This window comes from Neokomagataea thailandica NBRC 106555 (assembly GCF_001598495.1).
GTDB classification, from domain to species: domain Bacteria; phylum Pseudomonadota; class Alphaproteobacteria; order Acetobacterales; family Acetobacteraceae; genus Gluconobacter; species Gluconobacter thailandicus_A.
On the sequence record NZ_BCZB01000047.1, the window covers coordinates 1 to 6,386 of the forward strand.

The 6,386-nt window shown below is 50.0% G+C and carries 7 protein-coding genes and 1 pseudogene; 3 read left to right on the plus strand and 5 right to left on the minus strand.

Annotated elements, in window-relative coordinates:
* Positions 1 to 450 (minus strand): annotated as a pseudogene (locus tag NTH01S_RS10970) (hypothetical protein); the annotation flags it as partial.
* Between the two features lie 235 nt (positions 451 to 685).
* On the opposite strand from NTH01S_RS10970, the gene NTH01S_RS10975 reads away from it, so the two are divergent.
* From NTH01S_RS10975 to NTH01S_RS10985, 3 genes are all read left to right on the plus strand, one after another.
* Positions 686 to 1,873 (plus strand): Fic family protein, encoded by a 1,188-nt coding sequence (locus NTH01S_RS10975; protein WP_068173659.1) that lies wholly within the window; start codon positions 686 to 688, stop codon positions 1,871 to 1,873.
* A 211-nt stretch (positions 1,874 to 2,084) separates the two neighbouring features.
* Positions 2,085 to 2,339 (plus strand): type II toxin-antitoxin system Phd/YefM family antitoxin, encoded by a 255-nt coding sequence (locus NTH01S_RS10980; protein WP_068173661.1) that lies wholly within the window; start codon positions 2,085 to 2,087, stop codon positions 2,337 to 2,339.
* A 20-nt stretch (positions 2,340 to 2,359) separates the two neighbouring features.
* On the plus strand, positions 2,360 to 2,749 hold the full coding sequence (locus tag NTH01S_RS10985; RefSeq protein WP_068173673.1) for a hypothetical protein: 390 nt from the start codon (positions 2,360 to 2,362) through the stop codon (positions 2,747 to 2,749).
* Between the two features lie 1,937 nt (positions 2,750 to 4,686).
* On the opposite strand, the gene NTH01S_RS11000 is transcribed toward NTH01S_RS10985, so the two are convergent.
* The 4 genes from NTH01S_RS11000 to NTH01S_RS11015 all read right to left on the minus strand — a co-directional run bounded on the left by NTH01S_RS11000 (position 4,687) and on the right by NTH01S_RS11015 (position 6,118).
* Positions 4,687 to 4,977, minus strand: coding sequence for a helix-turn-helix domain-containing protein (locus tag NTH01S_RS11000; RefSeq protein ID WP_068173666.1), 291 nt, complete (start codon positions 4,975 to 4,977; stop codon positions 4,687 to 4,689).
* Positions 4,974 to 5,315 carry a type II toxin-antitoxin system RelE/ParE family toxin gene (locus NTH01S_RS11005; protein WP_068173668.1) on the minus strand — a complete coding sequence of 114 codons (342 nt, stop codon included), beginning with the start codon at positions 5,313 to 5,315 and terminating at the stop codon, positions 4,974 to 4,976. Before NTH01S_RS11005 ends, NTH01S_RS11000 begins: the two co-directional genes overlap by 4 nt.
* A 138-nt stretch (positions 5,316 to 5,453) precedes the next feature.
* Complete coding sequence (locus tag NTH01S_RS11010; RefSeq protein WP_068173671.1) at positions 5,454 to 5,879, minus strand: type II toxin-antitoxin system VapC family toxin; 426 nt, start codon at positions 5,877 to 5,879, stop codon at positions 5,454 to 5,456.
* Positions 5,876 to 6,118, minus strand: coding sequence for a type II toxin-antitoxin system Phd/YefM family antitoxin (locus NTH01S_RS11015; RefSeq protein ID WP_068173675.1), 243 nt, complete (start codon positions 6,116 to 6,118; stop codon positions 5,876 to 5,878). The genes NTH01S_RS11010 and NTH01S_RS11015 overlap by 4 nt, the downstream gene beginning before the upstream one ends.
* Positions 6,119 to 6,386: the final 268 nt, after the last annotated feature.

The following is a 6,386-nucleotide window of genomic DNA, read 5'->3' on the forward strand; positions in this document are numbered from 1 at the left end:
TGTCATTCTTCCAATTGTAATGGACAAATCCTGTATCGCGCAGGGGCTTCTAAAAGTGCCGCGCACGGTCGACTCAGGCAAACCAAGCCATGCTATAATCTGGCTGGCTTTCCGGTACAAAGCGACCGCATTAAACACCAAATCCGTCAACGGCTCGGCCGCAACGGGTTTGGCCGCCTGGCACCACGGTACCAGCGTATAGATGGAGTGACCGAGTGACGCGACTTCCCCTGCATTGACCATGAGCGTTAAGACTGACAACAACGCCGAGGCGTTCTGGGGGTCTAAGGCTGCACGGATTTCCCCGAGTGTAATGGGTCCTTTGCGCAGAATGGCCATCACTTCTTGACGCACATCCCGGCACATCTTGTCACGCTGCATTTGCGTCCGATCTTGCCAGGGTGTCACCGCCAAGGCGCCCTTACGGCTGCGCTGCGGCTCTTGTAACATGACACGCTCTCCTTCCTCTGCTTTGAGGATACGGAGCCTGCGTGTGAGTGCCGCACGGTTTCTGCGGTTTATCTGAGATAATTACTCTGCCCCACACACATGATCTCAAAAGCGTTTCCGTCATCATAAGGGGGAAGCTTTCTTAAGGGCGGGAAAAGGAGAAATGATGAAAAGGTTATATCAATAACCTTTAATAAGGATATAATGCGGTATCGTATGATAAAGGTTATTCCTCATGAAACGAACGGACCTCTCCGGCGGTGTGCGCGAACGTCTTGTGCGGCTCCCTCCGCCTTATGAGCATCATTATGGGGTCCGCCCACAACCACTTCCGGAAACAAGCATCCCGTTAGACGATGTCACGGCATTGCACGCGCAAGCCCAACGCGCCTTGGGACAAGCAGATGACATCGCTCAATCGCTACCGGACCCTTACCAGATCACCCGTATTCTCAGTCGCCGTGAGGCGGTCAGCAGTTCAGCAATGGAAGGGACACACAGCACACTCGATGAGTTGCTAATCGCCGATGAAGATGAGGACCATGCAGGGCATACCGTGCGGCAAGTCCGTGATTATGCTTTGGCTTTAGAACATTTTCTGCCTGCTGCTCGCCTCAGAGGGCGAGAGATCTTTCAAACGGATCTCATCCAGAGCTTGCACCGTCATGTCCTTGGCCATGATCCCTCTTATCGCGATGTTCCGGGCGCATTCCGCAAAGATGTCGTTTGGATTGGCGGCAATGGGCACATTGCCTATTCCATTTATAATCCTCCACCTCCTGCAGAGGTCCCGCACTGTTTAGACCATACTCTTGATTATATGCGCGAAGATGGGCCGCATATGATGACCCAGTCCCTGATAAGCCGAATGGCACTGGCCCATGCTCATTTTGAAGCTGTGCACCCTTTCCGAGATGGGAACGGCCGCGTGGGTCGACTGCTACTGCCGTTAATGATGGCCGCTGAGCATCATGTCCCTCTTTATCTCTCACCGTATATCGAACAACACAAAGACGCGTATTACGCGGCTCTCAAACACGCTCAACAGCGTGTTCATTGGCTGCCCCTAATCGGTTTTATTGCGCATGCGATTATCGAGACGGTTCAAGAATTACGGGTAACCCGTGAGGCACTTCAAACACTGCATCGTGTTTGGTTGACGCGTCGTTCCTTTCGTAAAGGGTCGGCATCACTACGAGCTCTCGATGTTCTGACAGCGTATCCTGTCCTTACAGCACAGCGTCTCGGTACGTTACTGGCCATTACGCCGCCAGCAGCTCTCACAGCAATTCATCAATTATGTCAGGCCGGTATATTAAGGGAACGCACCGGCTATGCCCGCAACAGAATCTATGCCGCAGATGACGTTCTGACCATTCTCAATCGGCCTTTTGCTGAAGAGCCTGTCCTGCCGGAAACATAGAGCATGAATAAATCAACGCGTAAGTCATCTGTCCTATTCACAAGAGACAGACGGCTTACGCCACTTATCTGAGGAAAAAATATCTAGTCAGCGCTTCGCATAGCGGACAACCACGAACAGGATGATGCTACGGCCTTCTGGAAGGAGTTAGCTGTTATTTACATTATTGCTGTATTTGTTGTATTATCCTCTTTCAAGGAAGGAGAAAGCCGTGCGTACATTTTCGACTAGCGACCTATCTCGCAAATCGGGTGACATCATTGCTAGTGCCCTGCAAAGCCCGGTCTCAATCAATCAACGCGGCAAGCCTCGGCTGATTATGCTCAGCGTTGAACAATACGAAACGCTTACCCGTGATGCGAGCCAGCGTCTTGTCGGCGCGACAGCAGACATGCCCATGGATCTAGCCCATGACGTCGAAGGGGCGATCGACGGCTATTTGCAAGACATCGCCCCGCAGTCATGAAGGCGGATTTTCGACCAGGTATGGTCTTACGATATCCTTATTTGTGGCATTGGCAAGATACGCGTGGTGAAAGTGAAGGCCGCAAGGATCGTCCCACGACTGTCGCCGCCGCGTTCATAGCACGGGACAATAGACACTACGTCCTTTTGCTCCCCGTGACGACACGTGAGCCAGACGCTGGACGTATAGCGATTGAAATTCCGGCCACGGAGAAACGGAGGGCTGGTCTAGATCAGAACTTACAGCAATGGATTTTGCTTGATGAATACAATCTGGATCCGACTACCTCATCATTCTACCTACAGGGAAGTCCTCTTTTGGGGCAGTTCAGTGACGCGTTTATGAGGCCCTTGCTAACACGCTTCAAAGGTCTCCTGCCGCAAGCTAAGCGCATATCACGGCACCCCTAGCTGCTTGTTTTAAGGGTATTAGATAATCGAAAGTCCGCTCCCGCCTCTTCTCGGGCGCAGGAACGCTGCCGGTCGTCTCCCCGTAGCGGACACATGGCTCAGGCGGACTGCCCCGCGCACCGGCGAGGCCCTGCAGGGGCCGTATGGCCGCGATCGACGACATCTGCCCATACAGGTCACCGCGCGATATCACCGCCACAGGATATGAACTAGCTTGATTGGATTATGCTTTAACTTAACGAGTATGGCTTCAAGTTCATGCCCTTTTGTTTTAGCCATCCCGGGGATCGTAATAATGGGGCTTCTTTCCTTCCCTTTCGAGATCAAGAAGGACCAATTTATTTAGTTTAATAGCAGCCCTATTGCTTTCCGGCCGAATATTGAGCGGAAATTTCATAGTGGCTAATAACAAACTTTCCATTTTCTTAAGGCGTATTGCGCTCTCGTAGCTTTCGTTTGGATCTATTGCCATATACGAAAACCAAAGTGGAATCCTTTTTTCACGACGGCGTTTGATACCTCTATTTCCACGACCTCTATAATGCGAGTAGATTCGCGCCCTGATGCCTGAGGGGCTGGATTCCGACATTCCGACATATAGAGGTCTGGCATTTTGTGGCCAATTCGGTCCGACCCTACCATCTGTGTCTCCAGTATCGCCGACAGGAATACGGCCGTGCATTCTCCCGAAAATTACATAAATCCCGGGTTTTCTCGGAGCAATTCTATAATTACAGATGAACTCTGGATTTGACCAAGCGGTCTGGCCCAATATAATCATCGAGCCGCAGCCGTCAGCGAACCTGCTAAAACGGTCGACGGCACGCGCGTGCGACGCAGGTTGCTATCGTTCATCATAAAGCTCTTCCTAGCTCACCTTTGACCTGTCTCCCATGGGGCCACTCTATTTTTACGCGTACATCACAAGCGTCCTACAAGGTATCTCAGGTTCAATATACTAATTACCCTGCAGGCTTTTTAGTTGCAAGAAAATGAAAACGGCGCACACTTTCCCGAGTGTCCGCTATTTTATTGGTTGAGGGTTCTTTGCATCAAAAGCGGGCATGGTAACGTCGATGCCCCTAAGACGTGCAGCGGAATTCTGTATAAGGTTTGCATGAGATTTCTTACTCCACAATATAATTGGCATGTAAAGTGCCACCAAAACGAATATCATGAACAGAAAAAATAATATAATTATCGTATAGTGGCTTATTTTTACCAACAATAGTATTAATGATATAAATAGAGATGCCACAAAGAAGAACGCAAAAAACTTATTTGCTTTTGATATTTTCATCTTTATTTCTGCACGCAATGCGTCAAATTCTTTCTCATATTCGCTATCTGGCTGACAATCCACGATATTTTGCCCTCAATTGCAGAAATTCGGCCCGGAATGTTCTCCGGAGCCTAGTTGCGATTTCGCTGTTTTATGAGCCCCCTATACGCGAACCCTATCCCTCTAATGGTAGCATTGTTTTGCCATTCTTCAAGATTGGAATCTATCCACGCTCGTTCGCATCAGCCCTCCTGAAAAGTCTTTCTTCAGTCATTTTCTGCAATTGCAATCTGAGTGCACCATCAAACCCGTCGAGTACCGGTGCTCCTACACCACGTCCCTGGACACGACCCGGATCATCTGGCTGCCGTCACCATCGGAGGTGTTCGCAGGCGTCAGGCGGATCATAAAAATCCGGCCGTCAGTATCGATGGCGATATGCCGCTTGCGCTCAAAGATTTTCTTCCGCGCGTCTCTGCGTGCGGCGCCTTAATACCTCGGCTGTCGGTCACGTTGCGCTGGCAAGGAATATGCCTATGATGTCTGCTTCTCAATAATCTTCGCCGTAACCGGACAGACCGAATTCCTCCATTTGTCGACAAACAAGGTAGATGAGGCTCTTTCATGGTGAACCAGCCTCATTACAAACATTAGCTTATTGTCTTAAAAGATCACTCACTAGCGAAGGGTGCTTCTCCAGCATAGCCAAGAGGACTTGAGCCGGTCCCGTTGGCTGGCGACGACCATGTTCCCAATTCAACAGCGTGCCTTTCGCTACGCCGATACTTTTTGCAAATTGTGTTTGAGACAAGCCGGTTTGACCCCGGATAGCCGCTACATTAACCGCGGGGACCTGAATATGATGAGCGTGAGCTTTGACATCCTGGTCATCAGCATATGCAATGGCTTCGTTCAGCCCTTGTAGGATACTGTCATAGGCGCTCATGATTTTTCTCCATATCTGGCCACCAAGGTTTTACTGACTTGGATAAGGTGTGTTTGCTCGATCTTCGTGAGATTATCTTTCTCGTTTTTAGCAAAAACGGTCAGCAGAAAGATGGGCATATGCGTTCCACCGAAAACGTAGAGTGTTCTATAGCCCCCACTCTTACCGCTACTGTCTCGTGAAAAGCGTATTTTTCGAAGACCACCTCCCAAAGATATTCCCGCAGCAGGATCTCTCGCCAGCATGTTAATGAGACCTGTCCGTTCTACATCTGACATTATGGCTTTCGCCCGCTTGATGAATTCAGGCAACTCAACAACGGTTTGCAATTTTGTCATACAAGATAATTATGCGCCAATGGCCTATATGTCAATGACGCACTACGTTTGTTTGGATAATAACGTCGTGGAAGAAGTCCGCTTTCAAAGCTCTCAGCCCGAAACCGGACATTCCGCTCTCCCCCCACGACCGACAAATCATAGTAATTTTGTGTTGATGCCAATATTGGGGCCTGCCTCAGCGAGGCGCTTATCAAGAGTGCATAGTGTAGCTCCATGATCGGCACATACAGCAAGATGCAAAGCATCACCTGCACGCAGCCCCAACGTATATTGATCAGAAAAGCGCGCAGCAGCCCTAAACTGCTGTGTTGTCACGGGTAGAATCTGAAAGCTTTCAGCGGACAAGCGAGTAAAAAGGGCCAACGCATTTGCCCGATCGGCGACGGTAATCTGACCAGTCCGCAATTTGATTGAAAGCGCTGAAGAGAATTCAGTCGCGACCCAGTCGCTTACATACAACGCGTCAGGATTTTGACTAGCCAGCCAAGATTGCATCCGATCTGTCTCAGCCTCGTTGGTCAGGGCTGCAACTAGAACGGATGTATCGATATAGATGCTCAATATCGTGCCTCGTCTCGCATATCCCGCACCATCTCTCGTGCGGACACTGTCTGGGGTGCCATGCTTGCTGTGAGAGTGCGTAAAGCGTTCAAATCAACGGGTTTACGCTTAAGTGTAACTTTGTCGATCTGTGCAACAACTTTTCCCCGACGCATAATACGTACAGGTTCTCCCTGCATGGCCTGATCTACCAGACGACTGAGGTGGGCTTTTGCATCCACCAAATTCACAGTCTGCACAATGCTTCTCCTGACCACTAAACTAGTCACTTTATAACATATGGATTCATTGAAAGGTATAAAAATCAGTCTGCAGCATTAAATTACATGTCCGCTATTTGCCATATCAGTGGAAACAGCCGACCTTCCGCACGCCCCCCATAGCGGGCATCACCCCCACCGTGAAGCCCGCTATATCTTCAGGCCCACTAAAACCCCAAGGCTTCACGCTGCGCCCGTCGGGTCTGTGCGTGATGATCGGCCGCGTACCCTCCGCCAAAAGCACGAT

Coding starts and splice junctions, on each gene's coding strand:
- NTH01S_RS10985 (WP_068173673.1), top strand. CDS start 2,360: ATGGTCTTACGATATCCTTATTTGTGGCATTGGCAAGATACGCGTGGT.
- NTH01S_RS11005 (WP_068173668.1), bottom strand. CDS start 5,315: ATGACAAAATTGCAAACCGTTGTTGAGTTGCCTGAATTCATCAAGCGG.
- NTH01S_RS11000 (WP_068173666.1), bottom strand. CDS start 4,977: ATGAGCGCCTATGACAGTATCCTACAAGGGCTGAACGAAGCCATTGCA.
- NTH01S_RS10975 (WP_068173659.1), top strand. CDS start 686: ATGAAACGAACGGACCTCTCCGGCGGTGTGCGCGAACGTCTTGTGCGG.